Genomic DNA, 18,789 nt, shown 5'->3' with positions numbered 1-18,789 from the left:
TATGGAACACACCACCACCCTGACGCAGCACATTAACGCAGGCCCGGAGAAAGTCTGGGCCGTTATCTCGGACATCCCGGGCTCGGCCGGCACCCTCTCCGGCATCGACTCCGTCCAGTTGCTCAGCGAAGGCCCGTACGGCGAAGGCACGCGCTGGAAGGAAACCAGGACCATGATGGGCAAGCAGGAAACCGTCGAAATGTGGGTGTCCCAGGCCGACCCACCGCGCAGCACTACAGTGAAGGCGCATCAGGGCGGCGCTGACTACACCTCGCGCTTCACACTGTCCGGGCGCGACGGCGGTACGGACCTTACGCTGACGTTCGGCGCCGAGGTCCTCAAGCCGTCGTTCCTCAGCAAGGTCGGTATGGCTCTCTTCGGGAAAATCGGCATGAGCATGGCGCGCAAGGCCCTCGCCAAGGACTTGACGGAGATCGCAGCCAAGGCGGAATCCCTCTGATGGCGGCTGCGAAGATTGCGGCCCCTAAGATCTCACCGGTCCGTTTGGAAGAATTGCGCGACGACGACGCTCCGGACTTCCAGCGTGGCGAACGGTATGACGGCGTCAGGTGGACCAAGGTTTCCGCCGACGGAGAGGAGCTAAGTGGCTCCGACTTCATCGAATGCGAACTGAACGGTGTCTCCTTCAATGAGGCGCAGTTGCGGGGTGCCACGTTCCGCGAGTGCATTCTGGCCGAGCCCTACGCGCCGGTCTTCACTGCCGCACGCAGCTCTTGGCAGGACGTGGAAATCAGCAACCCTCGGTGGGGCTCGGCTGAACTCTATGAGGGAAACTGGCGCTCCGTCCGGATCGACGGCGGCAAGCTGGACTATGTGAACCTGCGCGGCTCCAAGCTCATGGACCTCCAGATCTCGGACTGCATCATCAATGAGTTGGATCTCGGTGGCTGCGCCGGGACCAGGGTAGCCCTGAAGAACTGCACCATCGGTACCTTGGACGTCACCGGGGCCAAGCTCAAGGACGTTGATCTGCGGACGTCCGAGTTCCGTGGCATCAACGGCCTGGCCGGGCTGGCGGGAGTTGTTATCGACGACTACCAACTCAGCCTCATGGCGCCCCTTCTGGCTGGTCACCTCGGGATCCGGGTGGTGTGATCCCGGGTTACGGGGCTCCTTTGGGTCCCTTGCGGGCCGGCCAACAGATGACGTCAGCTGTTGACCGGCCCGCCGGGCCGTGTAATCTTTATAGAACGAACGGTCGGTATATTATTCCGGGCCGGTCCCTTTCACTTTCGCAAAGGATGTTCTCATGGTCGAGGCTTTTCTTGTTGGCGGCGCACGGACGCCTGTAGGTCGCTATGGTGGGGCGCTGTCCTCCGTCCGCCCGGACGATCTCGCAGCATTGGTGGTCCGGGAAGCAGTGGCACGTGCCGGCGTCGATCCTGACTCCATTGACGAGGTGATCCTCGGCAACGCCAACGGCGCCGGTGAGGAAAACCGGAACGTGGCCCGTATGGCCACCATTCTTGCCGGACTTCCCCTCCACATCCCGGGCATCACGGTGAACCGGCTCTGTGCCTCCGGGCTCAGCGCGATCATCATGGCCAGCCACATGATCAAATCCGGTGCCGCTGACATCGTGGTGGCCGGTGGCGTCGAGTCCATGAGCCGCGCCCCGTGGGTCCAGGAGAAGCCCGCCACGGCGTTCGCCAAGCCCGGGCAGATCTTCGACACCTCCATCGGCTGGCGTTTCGCCAACCCGCGCTTCACCAAAGGCGAGCTCTCTCGCGACGGCAAAATGACCTACTCGATGCCGGAAACGGCTGAGGAAGTAGGCCGTGTGGACAAGATTTCGCGAGAGGACGCTGACGCCTTTGCCGTCCGTTCGCACGAACGCGCGCTGGCTGCCATTGCCGGTGGTCGCTTCAAGGACGAAATCGTTCCCGTGACGGTCAAGACCCGGAAGTCCGAGACCGTTGTGGACACCGACGAAGGACCCCGTGAAGGCACCACCATGGACGTCCTGGCGGGGTTGCGACCCGTTGTGCCCGGCGGATCCGTGGTCACTGCCGGAAACTCGTCCACGCTCAATGACGGCGCCTCGGCCATCATTGTTGCCTCTGAAGCAGCCATCAAGAAGTTCGGATTGACGCCACGCGCCCGTATCGTCGACTGCGCCTCAGCGGGTTGCGAGCCCGAGATCATGGGCATCGGTCCGGTGCCGGCCACGCAGAAGATCCTGGCCCGCACCGGGCTCACTGTGGACCAGTTGGGCGCCGTTGAACTCAACGAAGCTTTCGCCACGCAGTCGCTCGCCAGCATGCGCCGCCTCGGGTTGAACCCAGAGATTGTGAACAACGACGGCGGCGCCATCAGTTTGGGGCACCCGCTCGGTTCCAGCGGCTCGCGTATTGCGATCACGCTGCTGGGGCGTATGGAGCGTGAACTCGCCTCATTTTCCGGACCTAAGCTCGGATTGGCCACGATGTGTATCGGCGTTGGACAAGGTACCGCGATGTTGCTGGAAGGCGTGTAATGGCACTGAACCCGGAAGACTTCACCACCCTCCTGATCGAGGAACGCGAAGACCGCCTCACTGTCCTGCTGAACCGCCCCGAGGTCCGCAATGCGATTGACCAGACCATGGTGGACGAGCTTCACCAGGTGTGTGCTGAACTGGATCGGAACCCCAAAGTACTGATCATTGCCGGGACGGACGGGGTGTTCGCCTCCGGCGCCGACATCGGGCAGTTGCGCGAACGGCGCCGTGACGATGCCTTGCAGGGAATCAACTCCACCATCTTTGTCCGGATCGCCAAACTTCCCATGCCCGTCATCGCGGCCTTGGACGGATATTGCCTGGGCGGGGGCGCTGAACTCGCCTACGCGGCGGACTTCCGGATCGGGACTCCGAGCGTTCGGATCGGAAACCCGGAAACCGGCCTGGGAATCCTCGCTGCCGCGGGTGCCAGTTGGCGGCTCAAGGAACTCGTGGGAGAACCGAAGGCCAAGGAAATTCTCCTCGCCGGTGCCGTGCTTCGGGCAGAAGAAGCCCTGCGGATCAGCCTCATCACCGAAATCCACGAAGCCCCCGAGCTCATGGAGGCGGCGCACGAACTGGCCGATCGGATTGGACGCCAGGATCCCTTGGCGGTGCGCATCACCAAATCCGTTTTCCACGCTCCGGCCGAAGCCCACCCGCTGATTGACACACTGGCCCAGGGAATCCTTTTTGAATCCCAGGCCAAGTTTGACCGGATGCAGGCTTTCCTTGACAAGAAATCGGCGAAGGCAGCCCATGACACGGACGCATCCGCCACTTCCGCTCCGACTTCCGGCAACGACGACAGGACCCAGAAATGACCGAAGCTCCCGCCATCCCGCACGTCGTAGGAGTCCTGGGCGGAGGCCGGATGGGTGCCGGCATCGCCCACGCCTTCCTCGTCAAAGGTGCCACTGTGATTGTGGTGGAACGCGATCACGAGGCAGCGGCCGGAGCGCAAGGTCGCGTTTCTGAGGCCGTCGCCAAGTCCGCCGCCCGCGGGACCCTGAACGAGACCCCCGACCAAGCGATGTCCCGCTTCAGCACCTCCACGGACTACGAGTCGTTCATCCACTGCGGCCTCGTGGTGGAGGCCGTGCCTGAGGACTACGACCTCAAAGTGTCGGCGCTGAAAGCTGTGGAGGAGCACTTGTCCGCCGATGCTTTCCTGGCATCGAACACGTCCTCGCTCTCCGTCACCGGGCTCGCCAGCGAGCTCCGCCGGCCCGCCAACTTTGTTGGGCTCCACTTCTTCAACCCGGTGCCCGCCTCCACCCTCATTGAAGTGGTGCTGGCCAAGGAGACGTCTCCCGAACTCGCTGTTGCGGCGAAAAGCTGGACGGAGGCACTCGGCAAGACCGCCGTCGTCGTTAATGACGCTCCCGGGTTCGCTTCCTCCCGCCTCGGCGTCGCGATTGCCCTCGAGGCTATGCGCATGGTGGAGGAAGGGGTGGCGTCCGCGGAAGACATCGATGCTGCCATGGTCCTTGGCTACAAGCACCCCACGGGCCCGTTGAAAACTACCGACATTGTTGGCTTGGACGTCAGGCTTGGCATCGCCGAATACCTTCAGTCCACGTTGGGTGAACGTTTCGCTCCGCCGCAGATCCTGCGGGACAAAGTGGCTCGGGGTGAACTCGGGCGTAAGACGGGCAAGGGCTTCTTCGACTGGAAAGACTAACGCCAGCGGGCGGTTAGGCTAACCGGGTGACTTCTATCGAACCCATCACCCTGACCGGAAAATTCGTGACGCTGGAACCGTTGAGCCAGGAACACCATGACGGGCTGGTGGATGCAGCCCGTGACGGCGACCTCTGGAAGCTTTGGTACACCTCGGTCCCGACGCCGGAAGGGATGGCGGCTGAAATCGATCGCCGCTTGGACTTGCTGGCGAAAGGCTCCATGGTGCCTTTCGCCACGCGCTCCAACGCCACGGGCAAGCTCATAGGGATGACGACGTACATGAACATCGACCCTGAGACCCCTCGCGTGGAAATCGGATCGACGTGGAACGCCGCGTCATCACACGGCACGGGGACCAATCCGGATTCGAAGCTGCTGCTGCTCCGGCATGCTTTCGAGACACTGGGATGCCCGGCCGTGGAATTCCGCACCCACTGGATGAACCAGCAGTCCCGGGAAGCCATTGCCCGGCTCGGTGCCAAGCAGGACGGCGTGCTTCGGAACCACTCGCGCAGCGCCGACGGAGCGCTCCGCGACACCGTGGTGTTCTCCATCCTCGAGCACGAATGGCCCGCCGTGCGCAACGGCCTGGAGTTCCGGCTGGCGAAATACGGCGCGTAAACGCGAAGACTGGCATGAGCGTGCGCCGAGGGGTGAGCTCTCGCCTTTATGAGGCCCAGAGAAAGTGCCGAGAGCCAAACCCTCGGCCAATGCCAGAAGCCCGGAACCTTTTCGGCTTCGATCCAGCGTCAACGTCTTTCCGTGGCACCCCATCAGGCGTACTCTAGCCAACACATTGCCCCGGTAGGCGGCCGAGTGGTGGGGCGAGCCGTGACCTCCGCACCTTCGGAGTGCCGGAGCCCCATTTGAGCGGTACGAAGGGGAAATCATGGCAACTCATCAAGCACGACGACGGCTGGCGGCTTTGGCGGGCGGGCTCGCTGTCCTGGGACTTTCGTTGGGATTCGTGGGGAGCCCTGCCACTGCAGCACCGCCACCATCCGCTGACTACGTGGCACTCGGTGATTCGTACACGGCGGGGACCGGTGCAGGAGGGCTCTACCGGGACGCACTTTGCTGGCAGAGCCACCCTGGCTATGTGGATGTGGTTGCGGATACTGGCCGGGTCAACTTACTTGGGAACCTCGCTTGCCACGGAGCCCTGCTGTCCTTTGATCCGGAGCAGCCGAGTCCCTTCTATAACGGCGCACCAACGGTACTCGAGCAGATCGCACTGGGCCAAACCGCACTCCAGAATGCCGAGTTGGTGAGCATCACCGCCGGTGCCATCGATGCCGGAAGCCTCTTGGCGCTTCAGGCTTGCGCGACTCCGGACACGGTGACGTGCGCAGGGACCGTCAACGGGATCATCGCCAACCTCCCCGTGCTTGAGGCCGGGCTTGAGGGTATCTACCAAACGATTCGAGCTTCGGCTCCGCAGGCCACCGTTGCTGTGCTGGGCTATCCGCGACTCTTTGATCCCGTGAACGGCGCACCGGTCATCCCCGTCCAGAACCAGACAAAGGTCAATCAGGCCATCGACGCTCTCAACTCAACCATCGCCAAAGCGGTCGCTGACAGCGGGACCAACGCGAAGTTCATCGACGTCACCAAGAGGTTCGCCGGCCACGCCGCAAATTCCCTGGTGCCGTGGATCGTCCTGGACTTCCGGCAGCCTCTCCCGGACGCCAACTTCCATCCGAACATTGCCGGGCATCAGGCCTACGCCGCCGCGCTGGTCTCCGCGGTCAAGCCTGCCCAGCTGTCCAAGCGATAGGTCTACCCGTCCGTCGAGGGGCGGGCTTTCGGCAGTATGCCCACCCGAATGTGCCGAAAGCTAACCCCTCGGCGCACCTTAATGAGCCGAGAGCTAACCCCTCGGCGCACCTGAAAGCTCACACACGCGCCCTCCCATGTGCTTAGCTGGCTGCTATGGAGGGGACATCTGAAGCTCACCGAAGCGTCCACTGGGACGGCGCCGTGAACGCGTGGCGGATCGCCGGAGACGTGTACCGGATGGGCCGTCATGAGTGGGTCACCGAGGTCGGGTGGCAGCAGATGTACGACGACGGCGTCCGCACCGTGATCGATCTCCGCGCCTCCCGCGAGCGTCGCCAACGCGACACCGATCCTGAGGTGCCGGACGATGCGAAGGCGCGAATCGACGTCGTACATTGCCCCACTGAGGATCCGGATCACCGCCGCTTCAGCGAGCTGTTCGGCCCGTACTTGAAGGATCCGGCGAAGTATGGCGATTACGTGGATCTGTTCGCGGAGAAGATCGCGCCGGTCTTCAAGGCCATTGCGGCGTCGCCCGGCAAGGTGGTGATTCACTGTTCGGCGGGGAGGGACCGCAGCGGGGTGATCGCGCTGATGCTGCAGCGGCTGGCGGGTATGAATGATGAGGACATTGTTCGTGGCTACGAGCTTGCGGCCCGGGGAATCAATGAGCGGCATCGAACGCATGGTGCCCCGCATGCCCATGATCCGTATCTTCCCGATGACGAACTTGAGGCCATGCTGGAGCAGAGAAGGGCGGGCCTGCGCGAGTTCCTCGAGGGTCTGGACGTCGTGGCTTTCTTGCGGGCCAACGGCGTTGTGGAACACGAGGTTGACGCGCTGAGGTCAAAGCTCGGCTCGGGGGCCAGTACCGCTGCTACCATGCAGGATTGATCACACTTCCCCAACGGAATGGACCCGCCATGAACGCCGGTGCCCGCGTCACCATCGTGACCCGAACCAAGAATCGTCCGATTTTCCTGGCCCGGGCCCTGGACGATGTCTTCGCCCAGTCATTCCAGGATTTCGAGTTGGTAATTGTGAACGACGGCGGCAACCCGGCCGACGTCGATCGCCTCACCTCCCAGCGGACTGACGGCGAGCGGGAGCGGATCACCACCCTCCACCATGCCGAGTCCGTGGGGATGGAAGCGGCGTCGAACGCGGGTATCAAAGCCGCATCCGGTGAGTTCATTGTGATCCATGACGACGACGACTTCTGGGCCCCGAACTTCCTGGAGAGCACCGTGGCTTATCTGGATGATCCTGCTCATGGAGCCGAAAGTGGCGTCATGGTCCGGACGGAGATCGTCATCGAGGAACTGGTGGGGGGCCGGATTGAGCCGATCCGCCGTGAGCTCTTCTGGGCGGATATGCAGCAGATCACCCTTGCGGACATGCTGAAGATCAACCGGGCCGTTCCCATTTCCTTCCTGTACCGCCGGAGCCTGCACGACGCCGTGGGCTACTACAACGAGGACCTCCCCGTGGTGGGCGACTGGGAGTTCCACTTGCGGACCCTCAGCCACTCGCGCGTGGGATTCATCGACGGCGAACCGCTCGCGTTTTGGTCGCAACGGCCGGAGTCCGAGGGCCATGAGGGCAACAGCATTTTCGCAAAGGCCGCCGAGCACGCCCGCTACGATGCCTTGGTCCGCGATGAGCATCTTCGCGATGGCGTCGCCCAGGGAGGGCTTGGCGGGATGTTGTACCTGACGCGCGTCCTGGCTGAGCAGGAGGAGCTCATCCGCGCCCAGCAGCGACGCCTCGACGAAACCGGCGCCAAGCTGGACCATGTTCTGGAGCGGCTGGATGCCCTGAACCAGACAGTCATTGCACGGACCAGTGTGGGGGAGTTCCTCAAGAAGCCGCTGTTGTTGGCCAGGAAGTTGGGTGGCCGGGGCTGAGGCCTCCCGCAAAATAACTGCTGTACTCCTCCGGGCATTCATGTACCCTGTATATATTACCGAACGGCCGGTCAGTAATGTTTGCTCTCGGGTAGCACAACAGACCGTGCCGATTTCACGTGCCTTGGAAGGACCCGTCGACGATGACTACTACCGCAGTCGCCCCGGAAACCACAGCCGTTGCAACCGTCCCCAGCTATGTTCAGGATGCCTGGTGGACACCGGCGCCCGATGCCAGGAAAGTCCCGGTTCGCGATGCCAGCACCGGAGAAGTCCTGGCCAACGTAAGCACTGACGGACTGGACCTTGCCGCCGTCGTGGACTTCGCCCGCACCACAGGCCAAACTGAACTCGGCAAGCTGACGTTCCACCAGCGTGCGCTCAAGCTCAAGGAGCTTGCCCAGTACCTCAACGGCCGGCGCCAGGAGTTGTACGAGTCCTCGTCCCAGAGCGGCGCCACCAAGATCGACAACATGATCGACATCGACGGCGGCATCGGTGTCTTGTTCACCTTTGGTTCCAAGGGCCGCCGCGAACTGCCGAACTCGCAGGTTGTGGTGGACGGCCCCATGGAGGTCCTGTCCAAGGACGGCTCGTTCGCTGGCGAGCACATCTACACCCGCATCCCCGGCGTCGCAGTGCAGATCAACGCGTTCAACTTCCCCGTGTGGGGCATGCTGGAGAAGTTCGCTCCCGCCTTCCTCGCCGGTGTTCCCACCATCGTGAAGCCGGCTACGCCCACGGGCTACGTCGCCGCCGCTGCCGTCAAGGCCATTGTTGAATCGGGTATTCTCCCGGCCGGTTCCCTCCAGTTGATCTCCGGTTCCGCGCGCACCATCCTGGACGAACTCGACTACCGCGACCTCGTATCCTTCACGGGTTCGGCGTCCACTGCCAACTCGCTCAAGGGCCACAAGAACGTGGTCCAGGGTGGCGTCCGTTTCACGTCCGAGACCGACTCGCTGAACGCTGCCATCCTTGGCCCGGACGCTGTGCCCGGCGCCCCGGAGTTCGACGCCTTCGTCAAGGCCGTCGTCACCGAAATGACCGTCAAGGCCGGCCAGAAGTGTACAGCCATCCGCCGCATCATCGTCCCGCAGGCGCTTACTGCCGAGGTCGCCGCCGCCGTTGGTGCACGCATCAACGAGCGCGTGGTGGTGGGCGACCCGCGCGCCGAGGGCGTCACCATGGGCGCCTTGGCGTCGCTGGAGCAGCTCGCCGACGTCCGCGCGGCTGTGCAATCAATGCTCGACGCCGGTGGCGAGCTTGCGTACGGATCTCTTGATGCGCCGTCGGTCACCTCAGTTGGCGGCGAAGTGGGGGTTGTGGAAGACGGCGCATTCATGTCGCCCGTTCTCCTGAGCTGGGCGGACGCCGAAACCGAGGAAGTCCACTCGCTCGAGGCATTTGGTCCGGTTTCCTCCGTACTCGGTTACTCGGATCTGGCCGATGCCGTCCGCCTGGCAGCCCGCGGTTCCGGCTCCTTGGTAGCCTCCGTGTGCACCAACGATCCTTCGGTGGCGCAGGAGCTGGTGCTTGGCATCGCTGCCCACCACGGCCGCGTCCACATGCTCAACCGTGAAGATGCTCGCTCCTCCACCGGTCACGGATCCCCGGTTCCGCACTTGGTGCACGGCGGTCCGGGCCGCGCCGGTGGCGGCGAGGAACTCGGTGGTATCCGTTCCGTCCTGCATCACATGCAGCGCACCGCCATCCAAGGCTCCCCGAACATGCTGACCGCAGTCACGGGCCAGTGGCACACCGGCGCGGACCGCAACTTCACTGTGGAGACCGAGGGCGAGCACCCGTTCCGTAAGCACCTGTCCACCCTCCGGATCGGCGACGCGGTTCGCTCGGAACTCCGGGAGGTCACGCTCGAGGACATCACTGCGTTTGCCAACTCCACGGGCGACACGTTCTACGCCCACACCAACCAGGAAGCCGCCGAAGCCAACCCGTTCTTCCCCGGCATCGTGGCCCACGGCTACCTCCTCCTGAGTTGGGCGGCCGGCCTCTTCGTGGAGCCTGCGCCGGGTCCCGTCCTGGCCAACTATGGGCTCGAGAACCTGCGCTTCATCACCCCAGTGGCGGCGGGAGATTCGATCCGGGTCACGCTGACAGCCAAAAAGATCACCCCGCGTGAGACGGACGAGTACGGCGAAGTTGCTTGGGACGCTGTCCTGACCAACCAGAACGACGAAATCGTAGCCACCTACGACGTCCTCACCCTCGTGGAGAAGTAACCCTCTCTCACGTCCCTCGGGTTTGGGTGGGTCGCTCTCTCACGTCCCGCGGGTTTGGGTGGGTCGCTCTCTCACGTCCCGGGGGTTTGGGTGGGTCGCTCTCTCACGTCCCTCGGGTTTGGGTGGGTCGCTCTCTCACGTCCCGCGGGTTTGGGTGGGTCGCTCTCTCACGTCCCGCGGGTTTGGGTGGGTCGCTCTCTCAGGTCCCGCGGGTTTGGGTGGGTCGCTCTCTCAGGTCCCGCGGGTTTGGGTGGGTCGCTCTCTCACGTCCCGCGGGTTTGGGTGGGTCGCTCTCTCACGTCCTTCGGGTTTGGGTGGGTTGCTCTCTCAGGTCCTGGGGGCTCAAGTGGAAACTGATGCGCCGGCGATCGATCGAACGCCTTCCCGCGTGATGGGGAAGGCGTTCGGCGTTTCGGTTGCGGGCGGACGGGAGAGCGCAAGACGAAGCTACCTGTCGACTGTGTCCTATCGCCTAACCCATTTCCCGTGATCTGGTCTGACTCCTCAGCGCCGTCTACGCTTTCCAGCCCGGCGTGTCAGGCCAACCCCGAATCCACCGTTATCCCGACAGTCCCGAGACGGTCCGGTTGAAGCACTAGGGATGTGCAAGAGGGATGGCCGGAAGCCTTAGGGAGGTGAGAGAGGGATGGCCGGGAGGGCGTGGGAGGTGAGAGAGGGATGGCCGGGAGGGCGTGGGAGGTGAGAGAGGGTTCGGCTGAAGCTCTAGGGATGTGAGAGAGGGTTCGGCTGAAGCCTTAGGGATGTGAGAGAGGGTCGGCCGGAAGAGGTAGGGATGTGAGAGAGGGTTAGGCGGCCGTGTGGAGGCCGTCGAAGGCCATGGTGATGACGTCGTCCGCGAGCTTCTCCGGGGACAGGGAGCCGCCGGGCTTGTACCATTCCACGATCGAGTTGATAGTGCCGAACAGCAGGCGCGTGACGGTGCGGGGATCGATGTCCTGCCGCAGGGAACCGTCCTCGCGGGCCGCGGAGATGAGCTCGGCTACCTTATGGTCGAACGCGCGCCGGCGTTCCAGGGCGTCGCGCTCAATTTCCGTGTTGCCCCGCAAGCGCAGGAGCAGGGTGACGAACGGCAGCCGGTCCACCAGTACCGCAATGGTCTGCCGCAGCACGAACTCGAGCCTTGCGTCGGCGGGCCCGGAGGTGGCGGCGGGCTCCTCGAGGATGGCCTCAAGGCCGCCCAACGCGTGGTCCAGGGCGAGCTTCAGCAGATCGCCCTTGGACGGCACGTGATGGTAGATGGCTGACTTCGAGATCCCGAGGTTCTCGGCCAGGATGCCCATGGACGTAGCGTCGTACCCGTGGCGGTTGAAGACGTCGACGGCGATGCGGAGCACCGACTGCTGGTCATAACCGGGCCGTCCGCGCTTGGTGGTGGTCTCAGTAGGCATGCTGGCATTTTCTCACGATCTTTTGAAAGCTCAGGCCTTGGGGCGCATGTCGTAGATCCGGCGAAGCTTGCCGTTGGACCGCTCAAGGGAACCGGGCTCTACAACGTCCACTACGCAAGATGACCCGACGTGAATCTTGATCTGCTCACGCAAGGTGTGCGCCGCCGTCGTGCCTGCCTCGGGGGATACCGCCTCGCGGCGCTCAATGCGGACCGTCAGCGAATCCATGCGTTTGCCCTCGGGGCGGGTGATTTCCAGCTGGAAGTGCGGGCTGAGCTCGGGGATGCGCAGCGCGATTTCCTCGATCTGTGAGGGGAAGAGGTTCACGCCGCGGAGGATGATCATGTCGTCGCTGCGGCCGGTGATGCGGCCCATGCGGCGGTGCGCCGGGCGGGCGGTGCCGGGGAGCAGGCGGGTAAGGTCCTTGGTGCGGTACCGGATGATCGGGAGCGCTTCCTTGGTCAGGGACGTGAAGACGAGTTCACCGGGTTCGCCGTCGCCCAGGACTGTGGAGTGGTCGAACGGATCGATGATTTCGGGGCGGAAGTGATCCTCCCAGATGTGGCAGCCGTCCTGGGTCTCAACGGCTTCGCCGGCGACACCCGGGCCCATGACTTCGGAGAGGCCGTAGATGTCCGAGGCCTTGATGTTCATGGTGGTTTCGAGCTCGTGGCGCATCTCTTCGGTCCACGGCTCGGCTCCCAGAACGGCGTACTTGAGAGAGGTGGAGGTGGGATCGATGCCTTGGTGCGCCATGGCATCGGCGATGGTGAGCAGGTAGGTTGGCGTGGCCAGGATGGCGTCCGGCTTGAAGTCCTGGATGAGCTGGATCTGGCGTTCGGTCTGGCCTCCGGACATGGGGATGACTGTGCAGCCGAGCGCTTCAGCGCCGGCGTGCGCACCCAGTCCGCCGGTGAACAGGCCATAGCCGTAGGCATTGTGGACCTTCATGCCGGGCCGGACGCCGGAAGCGCGGAAGGAGCGGGCCACCAAGGTGGCCCAGTTGGCGAGGTCCTGCTTGGTGTAGCCAACTACGGTGGGGCGTCCTGTGGTGCCGGAGCTCGCGTGGATGCGTGCCACTTGGTCCTGCGGGACGGCGAACATGCCAAAGGGGTACTCCAGCCGGAGGTCTTCCTTGGTGGTGTACGGGAACTTCCCCAGGTCACTCAGTTCGCGGAGGTCCGAGGGGTGCACGCCGGCTTCGTCGAACTTGCGCTTGTACAGCGGCACCCGATCGTAGGCGTAGGCCACGGTGTGCTTCAGGCGGGTGAGCTGCAGGGCCTCGAGTTCGTCGCGGGAGATGGTTTCTTCACGGTCCAGCACGGGATCAGTTGCCTTCGAGGAGGAAGCTGCGGGTGCGGCCACGGTGTTCTGCGTCATGGGGTTCCTACTTCTTGGAGATGGTGCGGCTGCGGCCACGGAACTCGGCAATGAGTTCCCCTGGCCCGGCGTCCGCGGAGGAGGGGGTGTCGGGTGAGGCCGCATAAATCTGGATGTCGTAGAGGCCGCTTCGGCCGGTGCTCGCGCGGCGGTTTGCGACGGCGGTAATCACCTGGCCTTGGAACGCGGGCTTGATGAAGTTGATGTCGACGCCGGACGCCACCGTGATGTTGGCGGCTTGCTTGGGCGTGGGGTTGGCTGGGTTGCAGGCCAGTGCGAAGGCGGTGTCCCCGAAGGCGAAGATCATTCCGCCGTGGGCCATGCCGAATCCGTTGAGCATCTCCTGGCGGAGGTGCATGCGGATGGTGGCGTGCCCGTCGTCGAGCTTGAGGACCTCGATGCCCATCCATTCGGACGCGTAGTCGTTCGTCAGGATGTGGTGCGATGCACCGGAGAGGGTTGTTTCAACCATGCGTCATTGCCTCCAGCTTTATTTACCGAATGTTCATTAGGTAATCCCAGATCGCGCCACGTGTCAAGACTGGACCAGTATTCGCCTGCACCTAGTAGCCTCGGAGTCATGCCCGAAATTGAGCTCCCCATCACCACAGACCGACTCATTCTGCGCCGCTTCGAAGCCGAGGACCTCGATCGCTTCCACGGATATCAGTCGCTTCCCGAAACTGCCCGGTTCCTTTTGCGCAACGAGCTGACCAGGACCAAGTCCATGGAAGTCCTGGGCCGGTACGCCAACTTCGAGTTCAACCAGGAGGGCGACTGGATTTGCCTGGCCATCGAGCGGAAGGACCACGCGGGCCTCATGGGCGAGGTGGTGCTGAAATGGCTTGAAGGGACAGGGCAGGCAGAGGTGGGCTGGATTCTCCATCCTGATGCCCAGGGCCATGGCATTGCCACCGAAGCCGCGGAAGCCGTGCTGAGGCTGGCGTTCGAGACACTCTCATTCCACCGCGTTGATGCCAAGTTGGATGCCCTCAATGAAGGATCGGCCGGCATCGCCAAGCGCCTGGGCATGCGCCTGGAAGCGACGCTGGTGGACAACTGGCACTACAAGGGCCAATGGGCCACGGAGAACATCTACGCGATTCTCGACTCCGAGTGGCGCAACCGGCACCATCCGTGGACGCGGACCATCAAGTGACGGGCCACGTCTTGTGGTGCTTCAGCTGCTCGGTCAGCTGCTCTTCAGGCAGCGGCCTGCTGAAGTAGTAACCTTGGCCGCTGGTGCACCCGATGCTGAGGAGGTATTCGGCTTGGTCGGCACTTTCGACGCCTTCCCACACCGCAGCCAGACCACAAGCACGGATCAGCTGCAGCACGGCGGCAAGCAGCGCGGGTTGCGAAGGGTCGCTGCCCAGTGCTGAGAGCAGGGTCCGGTCCACTTTGACGGTGTCCACCGGAAGCTGGCGCAGGTAGCTGATGGATGAGTAGCCGGTGCCAAAGTCGTCGATTTCCAGTCCCACACCCAGTCGACGCAGGCTGTTGAGCGTGTAGCGGTCCAAGTCGTTGCCTTGAATGACTGCGCTCTCGGTCAGTTCCAGGACCAGGAGCGACGGGTCCAACCCGGCCGAAGCCAGAGCCTCCCGGACGTCTTCAATGAACTCCAGCCGCTGCAGGTCCGCCGCCGAAACGTTGATGCGCATGCTGAAGTTGTGGCCCGACGTGAGCGGGTCGGTGCGCCATTGCTTCAACTGCCCGACGGCGGTGCGGAGCACCCAGCCGCCCAGATCGGAAATCATTCCCGTTTCCTCGGCAATGGGGATGAACTCGTCCGGCATGACGAGTCCGCGGGTGGGGTGGTTCCAGCGGACCAACGCCTCCACGCCTTCGATTTCGCGGGTATCCAACCGGATGATCGGCTGATAGTAGAGGACAAGCTGCGAGCCGGTGATCGCTTCCTTGAGTTCGCCCACCAGCTGGTTCCGCATCTGCCTGGCGTGCAGCATAGCGGGTTCGAAGACTCTGAGCCTGCCACGTCCGTCAGCCTTGGATTCGTACATGGCGATGTCTGCTTCCATCATCAGTTCCTCCGCTTGGTGGCCGGGATCGGCCATCCGGAGGCCCATGCTGGCACCGCAACGCAGGTGCTGGCCGTCAATCTCCATGACGCCCACCACTGCGGCGAGGATGCGGTTGCCGATGGAGGCGGCGATAGCGGGCGTCACGTCGGGGATCAGCACCGCGAATTCGTCTCCGCCCATGCGGGCCACCATGTCCTGATCGCGCACGGCGCCGGTGATCCGATTGGCCACCGTTTCCAGGACCTTGTCCCCGATGGTGTGCCCCAGGGAGTCGTTGATCGCTTTGAACCCGTCCATGTCCAGGAGGAGGATGGCTGCCTTTCGGCCGCTCTGCGCCCCACTGGCCTGGGCTTCGCTGAGTGCCGCGGCAAATGCTGAGCGGTTGTTCAGGCCTGTGAGGGGATCGGTCATGGCCATGTGCTGCATCGCCAGATGGGCTTCGTTGAGCTGCTGGGTACGGGCCCGCACCCGTTGCTCCAGCTCTTCATAAACGATCTGGAGATCCTCGGCCAGGAGGTTGGTGCCCATGATCACGGCATCGATTTCATCGCGCGCCTCTGAGACATCGATTCTGGTGTTGAGATCCCCGGCGGCCAACCTGACGATTCCGTCCAGGAGCAGCCCGAGGCGTGGGTCGTCGCCGGAGTACATTTTCCCTTCGGACATGCTCACCCCCCGTGTGGCTCGCCTCGTTGTTCATCGCTTCGGCGAAGGTACTCCCGAACGGCTGCGCTGCGTTCGGGCAATGCGGCCTGTTCGAACAGCATGGCAGCTTTATCGAACGTCACCAGTGCATCCTGCCGTCTATCGGATTCAAGCAGGGTCCGGGCCAAAAGGAAATGTGCTTCCGCCGAGGTCTGCGTGGCCAGAATGGAGGAGCGGGCGCACAGGGGTTCAAGGATAGCGGTGGCTTGCTGCATATCGCCGCTGAGGAAATACCAGTGGGCGCGGACCAGCGACATTTCCAAGTGGTCCCGCTCGGAGCCGCCCACAATATCCGTGGCGAGCTCTGCCCTTTCAATGCAGCGGAGGGTTGCAGCGTCACTGAGTTTTGCCTGAAGGCGCATTTCGGCTGATGCCCTGTTGAATCGTGCCCACAAATCAACGTCCTTGGACGGTGAAAGCCGTTCGGCCGCGAGATCGTGGTAGCGGCCGCCGTCGGCAACACGATTGGCAAGGAAGGCAACGTTGCCAATCACCCAATAGCCTTTTCCGGCAGTGTCTTCATCGACGTCGTCGGTCAACAGGGTTTCCAGGACGAGGCATTCGCTCCAGGCATCGTCCAGGAGCCGGCTCTCCGCCAATGCGGCGATCAGGGCGCGCTGGGCGAGGATCTGAACGTACAGCAATTCGGCGTCCCCGGCCGCGAGTTTGGCCGCCTTCGCAGCCATGGTGGCAGCCTCGGGGAGCCTGCCCAGGCCCTGGTATGCCACGGCAACCATGGTTCCTGCTTTGGCCCCGAGTTCGGGGGAGGAAGCGGTCAGGCCGTGATTGTTGAGCTCCACGGCGACGTTGAGGTATTCCTCGATGCGGCCTTGGTCCCGGAGGCATTCCGCTTGCAGATACCGCATGTTCCACCAGGATTCGTCATCTCCGGCGGCGGTGGACAGCTCGGCAGCCTCTCCGGCCAGGCGGTAGGCCTCGCCGAAGTCCCGTTCCTTCCACTTGGCGCGTGCCGTGAGACCGGCAACGAAGTGGGAGGTGAGGTGCGGACTTTGCATGTGCCCATTATCCATGTCATTGCGGAAGAAAAGCTCGTATAGTTTGCACCGTGACTTTATTCAAGTCACAGACAACAAATTCGCATCAGTACGAAAGGGCATAGCGGATGAAAAAATTTGCGGCAACCCTGCTCATGGCGGCGGTTCTGGCAGTAACGGGTTTCGCTGCCCCGGCTAATGCCGAGCCTACGCAGGACAGCACGGCAATCGGCTGGTGGCCTAACAGCTACACCACCACGAAGACGAACACCACCAGCATCGGTTGGTGGCCGAACTAAACATTGGGGGAGCGCCTCTCAAGGCCCTATAACGTCAATTGATGCCCCGGGCTGCAGCCCGGGGCATCAATTTTTGTTTCGCAGTATGTCGAGCATTAGTGACGGTAGACCACTGGCACGGACCTCACGTTGACACGGCTGTCACACCGGGCAGGGGTGCTATTACGGCCCGCCCACCGGCAACTCCACGGATACCGTGGTGCCGGACCCCAAGGTGGAATCCAGCAGGAGGCGGCCCATGTGGCGGCTGATGATGTCGTGCGCTATCGCCAGTCCAAGCCCACTGCCGGGGACTGCCGCGGATGTGGCGTTGGAGGCCCGGTAGAAGCGGGTGAAGATGTGGGGGAGATCGTGCTCGGGGATGCCCAGACCGTTGTCTGCGATCTCCACCAGAGCCAGCCCGCCGCCCTCCGAGTCCGAGACGGAACTGGTGATGCCCACCCGGCCGCCCTCGGGTGTGAACTTGATGGCGTTGGCCACGATGTTGGTGAACACCTGTTCCAGCTTCGCCTCATCGGCCGTAACCTCGATGTCGTCAGTCCCTTCGGTGAAGGACAACGAGACGTGGCGGGACTCTGCTAGTGGCCGAAGCGTGGCCACCACCACCTGGAGGAGCTTGGCAATATCCACCGGTTTGAGGTCCAGGTTGCTGCCGTCCTGCATGGACACAGTCAGCATGTCCTCGATGAGCCTGCGGAGGCGGTTGGAGTTCCGGGCGATGACGTCCAGCATCTTCCTGATACCGTCGGGAACCGGCCCGCCTGATCCGTCCTGGATCATGTCCAGATAAGCGGTGATGGAGGTCAGCGGCGTCCGGAGTTCATGGTTGACGGTGGCCAGGAAGTCGGTTTTGGCCTTGTCCAACTGCCTCAGCTGGTGCAGGACCCGCTGTTGGGCACTGATGAGGTGGCCTTGGATGAGTCCGTGGGCCACGTTCCCGGCCACGTGTTGCATCAACGCGATCTCGGGACGGGTCCAGTCGTGCCGTTCCCGGACGGTCGAGAGCAGGATGATACCCATCGCGGTGGCTCCCTCACCCACTGGGAGAAGGACGGTGGACACGGGGTCGAGCTCGCCGGACCACTCCCGCAGGGCCTTGGCGATCTTGGAGTCGGGGTCTTCGCGGTGGTCCGCGACCGCCAGGACATCCGCATCCGCCCACAGCCTGTTGGCCGCCTCGATGATGGCGTTTTCGCTCTCACCCAGCCTCGCGGGTAGCAGCGGAAGTCCGGGACGGTTCCACTGTGCACGAATGCTGGGAACACGTTCGTCGCGGAAGGTAGCAAACCAGACGTGGTCCACGTCCAGCGCTTCACCGAAGCCGCGCACCACATGGTCTGAGATCAACTGGGGATCGTTGGTCTCCCGGATCGCCGAGGAGACATTGCGGAGGCTTTCGCGCAGTGCTTCGATTTCGCCGCGTGAACGTGCACGCTCGGCCGCCCGGCCGATCAGGGTTTCAACCCTGTGCACCAGTTCCCCGGATCGCACAGGGCTGATGACGTAGTCCGCTACGCGCCAGGATTCCACCTCCTGGAGGTCCAGGGATTCCAGGGAGTCAAGGATCAGCAGCATGGGAACTCCGGGGCTGCGCAGTCCGTGTGCCAGGGAACTCTCAGCCACTGCTACCGAGGGGGTGAGGTGCTGGAGATGGGCGGCCAGGGCCGCGGTATCCACGGCAGGGAAGACGTTGAATCCCGCTGCGGCAAGGGCGGCCGTCGTAGCGGCCAAGCGGTCCTTGTCTGAATCCGCCACTACGGCGGAGCGGGCATGCTGTTCGTCGGCAACGGTCTCGCCCACTGAGCCCCTTCCGTTCCAACGGTTCATTCACGGTGTTTTCATGATGT

General features: G+C 63.3%; 18 protein-coding genes. 12 read left to right on the top strand and 6 right to left on the bottom strand.

Annotation, left to right across the window (positions count from 1 at the left end; genetic code table 11):
• Position 1 precedes the first annotated feature (1 nt).
• The 10 genes from ABIE35_RS02140 (at position 2) to paaZ (ending at position 10,115) form a co-directional block, all read left to right on the top strand.
• A complete protein-coding gene (locus ABIE35_RS02140; protein ID WP_354512224.1) occupies positions 2-460 on the top strand; it encodes an SRPBCC family protein in 459 nt (152 codons plus the stop codon).
• The gene (locus ABIE35_RS02135) at positions 460-1,116 is read left to right on the top strand and encodes a pentapeptide repeat-containing protein (protein ID WP_354512223.1); all 657 of its coding nucleotides are present in this window, start codon (positions 460-462) and stop codon (positions 1,114-1,116) included. Before ABIE35_RS02140 ends, ABIE35_RS02135 begins: the two co-directional genes overlap by 1 nt.
• A gap of 154 nt (positions 1,117-1,270) precedes the next feature.
• Complete coding sequence (locus ABIE35_RS02130) at positions 1,271-2,497, top strand: thiolase family protein (protein WP_354512222.1); 1,227 nt, start codon at positions 1,271-1,273, stop codon at positions 2,495-2,497.
• Positions 2,497-3,324: an enoyl-CoA hydratase/isomerase family protein gene (locus tag ABIE35_RS02125; protein ID WP_354512221.1), complete on the top strand. Its 828-nt coding sequence runs from the start codon at positions 2,497-2,499 to the stop codon at positions 3,322-3,324. The genes ABIE35_RS02130 and ABIE35_RS02125 overlap by 1 nt, the downstream gene beginning before the upstream one ends.
• Positions 3,321-4,184, top strand: coding sequence for a 3-hydroxyacyl-CoA dehydrogenase family protein (locus ABIE35_RS02120; RefSeq protein ID WP_354512220.1), 864 nt, complete (start codon positions 3,321-3,323; stop codon positions 4,182-4,184). The genes ABIE35_RS02125 and ABIE35_RS02120 overlap by 4 nt, the downstream gene beginning before the upstream one ends.
• 26 nt (positions 4,185-4,210) lie before the next feature.
• A complete protein-coding gene (locus ABIE35_RS02115; RefSeq protein WP_354512219.1) occupies positions 4,211-4,807 on the top strand; it encodes a GNAT family N-acetyltransferase in 597 nt (198 codons plus the stop codon).
• A 268-nt stretch (positions 4,808-5,075) separates the two neighbouring features.
• A complete protein-coding gene (locus ABIE35_RS02110; protein WP_354512218.1) occupies positions 5,076-5,963 on the top strand; it encodes an SGNH/GDSL hydrolase family protein in 888 nt (295 codons plus the stop codon).
• 155 nt (positions 5,964-6,118) lie between these two features.
• On the top strand, positions 6,119-6,859 hold the full coding sequence (locus ABIE35_RS02105) for a tyrosine-protein phosphatase (protein ID WP_354512217.1): 741 nt from the start codon (positions 6,119-6,121) through the stop codon (positions 6,857-6,859).
• Positions 6,856-7,872 carry a glycosyltransferase family 2 protein gene (locus tag ABIE35_RS02100; protein WP_354512216.1) on the top strand — a complete coding sequence of 339 codons (1,017 nt, stop codon included), beginning with the start codon at positions 6,856-6,858 and terminating at the stop codon, positions 7,870-7,872. Before ABIE35_RS02105 ends, ABIE35_RS02100 begins: the two co-directional genes overlap by 4 nt.
• Before the next feature lie 143 nt (positions 7,873-8,015).
• Positions 8,016-10,115, top strand: coding sequence for a phenylacetic acid degradation bifunctional protein PaaZ (gene paaZ / locus ABIE35_RS02095; protein WP_354512215.1), 2,100 nt, complete (start codon positions 8,016-8,018; stop codon positions 10,113-10,115).
• Between the two features lie 806 nt (positions 10,116-10,921).
• Here the strand turns inward: paaZ and ABIE35_RS02090 are convergent.
• From ABIE35_RS02090 to ABIE35_RS02080, 3 genes are read right to left on the bottom strand one after another with little or no spacing between them, the layout of a single operon-like run.
• Positions 10,922-11,524 (bottom strand): TetR/AcrR family transcriptional regulator, encoded by a 603-nt coding sequence (locus ABIE35_RS02090; protein ID WP_089596031.1) that lies wholly within the window; start codon positions 11,522-11,524, stop codon positions 10,922-10,924.
• Between the two features lie 30 nt (positions 11,525-11,554).
• Positions 11,555-12,904, bottom strand: coding sequence for a phenylacetate--CoA ligase PaaK (paaK, locus tag ABIE35_RS02085; RefSeq protein WP_354512214.1), 1,350 nt, complete (start codon positions 12,902-12,904; stop codon positions 11,555-11,557).
• Positions 12,905-12,911: 7 nt separating this feature from the next.
• Complete coding sequence (locus ABIE35_RS02080; protein WP_354512213.1) at positions 12,912-13,376, bottom strand: hotdog fold thioesterase; 465 nt, start codon at positions 13,374-13,376, stop codon at positions 12,912-12,914.
• Positions 13,377-13,484: 108 nt separating this feature from the next.
• On the opposite strand from ABIE35_RS02080, the gene ABIE35_RS02075 reads away from it, so the two are divergent.
• Entirely contained in the window at positions 13,485-14,063 is a 579-nt protein-coding gene (locus tag ABIE35_RS02075; protein ID WP_354512212.1) for a GNAT family N-acetyltransferase, read from the top strand.
• On the opposite strand, the gene ABIE35_RS02070 is transcribed toward ABIE35_RS02075, so the two are convergent.
• A complete protein-coding gene (locus ABIE35_RS02070) occupies positions 14,056-15,609 on the bottom strand; it encodes a putative bifunctional diguanylate cyclase/phosphodiesterase (RefSeq protein WP_354512211.1) in 1,554 nt (517 codons plus the stop codon). The two genes, ABIE35_RS02075 and ABIE35_RS02070, sit on opposite strands and share 8 nt — an antisense overlap.
• Positions 15,610-15,611: 2 nt before the next feature.
• A complete protein-coding gene (locus ABIE35_RS02065; protein WP_354512210.1) occupies positions 15,612-16,664 on the bottom strand; it encodes a hypothetical protein in 1,053 nt (350 codons plus the stop codon).
• A 107-nt stretch (positions 16,665-16,771) separates the two neighbouring features.
• Here ABIE35_RS02065 and ABIE35_RS02060 point away from each other — a divergent pair, with 107 nt between their 5' ends.
• Positions 16,772-16,942, top strand: a complete 171-nt coding sequence (locus ABIE35_RS02060; RefSeq protein ID WP_172323700.1) for a hypothetical protein — start codon at positions 16,772-16,774, stop codon at positions 16,940-16,942.
• A gap of 162 nt (positions 16,943-17,104) precedes the next feature.
• On the opposite strand, the gene ABIE35_RS02055 is transcribed toward ABIE35_RS02060, so the two are convergent.
• Positions 17,105-18,769 carry an ATP-binding protein gene (locus ABIE35_RS02055; protein ID WP_502921342.1) on the bottom strand — a complete coding sequence of 555 codons (1,665 nt, stop codon included), beginning with the start codon at positions 18,767-18,769 and terminating at the stop codon, positions 17,105-17,107.
• Positions 18,770-18,789 lie beyond the last annotated feature (20 nt).

Source organism: Paenarthrobacter sp. 4246 (assembly GCF_040546855.1).
Taxonomy (GTDB): domain Bacteria; phylum Actinomycetota; class Actinomycetes; order Actinomycetales; family Micrococcaceae; genus Arthrobacter.
Note: the sequence above shows the minus strand (reverse complement) of the source record. Positions and strands in the feature narration are given on the sequence as shown.